3 protein-coding genes are annotated in these 1104 nt (G+C 66.4%); 2 read left to right on the top strand and 1 reads right to left on the bottom strand.

What is annotated here, in order from left to right; all coding sequences use genetic code 11:
• On the top strand, positions 1-201 hold a 201-nt coding region (locus EN742_RS35680; protein ID WP_148670559.1), incomplete at its 5' end, for an SPOR domain-containing protein.
• Between the two features lie 25 nt (positions 202-226).
• Positions 227-481, top strand: a complete 255-nt coding sequence (locus EN742_RS35675) for a hypothetical protein (RefSeq protein ID WP_245455352.1) — start codon at positions 227-229, stop codon at positions 479-481.
• Positions 482-502: 21 nt separating this feature from the next.
• Here EN742_RS35675 and EN742_RS35670 read toward each other — a convergent pair.
• Positions 503-1104 (bottom strand): response regulator (locus EN742_RS35670; protein ID WP_148670558.1); only part of this gene is annotated, 602 nt, incomplete at its 5' end.

The raw sequence follows: 1104 nt of genomic DNA, 5'->3' as shown, positions 1-1104 counted from the left end.
AGCCAGTGGCTGAGGGTCAGGAGCCGCTTCCCGGCGCTGCTTTCCAATCACGATCCGGTGGTCAGCCGTGTGCGCACGCCGATCGGCCGGCGCGGCATCTATGCGGTTCGAATCGGCGCCGACAGCCGCGGCGAGGCCAATGGCATCTGCCAGAAACTGCACGGCGTCGGCGGCGCTTGCCTGGTGGTGCGCAACCGTTGACGGGATGGCGGGAGGGCGTTCGCAGATGACAGCCAGGATCGTCCCGCTGAATGAGGTCGGCAGCGCCGGCAAGAGCTCGATCGCCAGGGCATTGCAGGCAACAACGGCCAAGCCCTTCCTGCATGTGCCGATGGACGCCTTCCTGGAAATGCTGCCCGAGGCGCTGCAGGATCATGCGCAAGGCTTCTCCTTCGAGACCAGCTGGCAGGACGGCAAGCCGTCCGTCGCCATCAAGGCCGGCCCATGCGCCGAGCGGACAAAAGCCAAGTTCCAGTTGTAGGACAACGGGCTCGGTCGCGCCTCACGCTGTCTTCACCGCGACCGTCTCGCTGAGCCAGGTGCCGATCTTGCTGCCAAGGCGGTCGGGCGAGATCGGCTTCGCCAGATAATCGTCCATGCCGGCCTCGATGCATTTCTCGCGGTCGCCCTTCAGCGCGTGGGCGGTGACGCCGATGATCGGCGTGTGGCTGCCGTTCTGCCGTTCGATCTGACGGATGGCGCCGGTCGCCTCGTAGCCGTTCATCTCTGGCATCGAGACATCCATCAGGATCAGCCTTGGCCGCAGCGCCCTGTACATCTCCACCGCTGTGCGGCCGTTGCCGGCGATGCGGTAGCTGAGGCCGAGGCCATTTAGGATCTGGCCGAAGACAAGCTGGTTCACGTCATTGTCCTCGGCGATGAGGATGTCGATCGGACCGTTCGGCGCGGCCGCCGGTTCCGGCGCGGGGGGCGCCGGTGTGGCCGGACCGTGAATAACGGTGAAGGCCGGCGCGGGCGCTGCTTTCGGCGCGACTGCCTCACGAACGAAGTGTGCCTTGCCGACCTGGGAACGCGCCTTCTGGATCACCGAGATGACGGTGCCGAGGAGGACGGCCGAGCGCGCCGGCTTGGTCAGATGCGCAG

Origin of the sequence: Mesorhizobium sp. M4A.F.Ca.ET.020.02.1.1 (assembly GCF_004022645.1) — a bacterium.
In the GTDB taxonomy this organism is placed as follows: Bacteria; Pseudomonadota; Alphaproteobacteria; order Rhizobiales; family Rhizobiaceae; genus Mesorhizobium.
This window is presented reverse-complemented; position numbering and strand designations above follow the sequence as displayed.

Excerpts from the sequence above, each read along its gene's own strand:
- EN742_RS35675 (WP_245455352.1), top strand. The coding sequence starts at position 227 with ATGACAGCCAGGATCGTCCCGCTGAATGAGGTCGGCAGCGCCGGCAAG.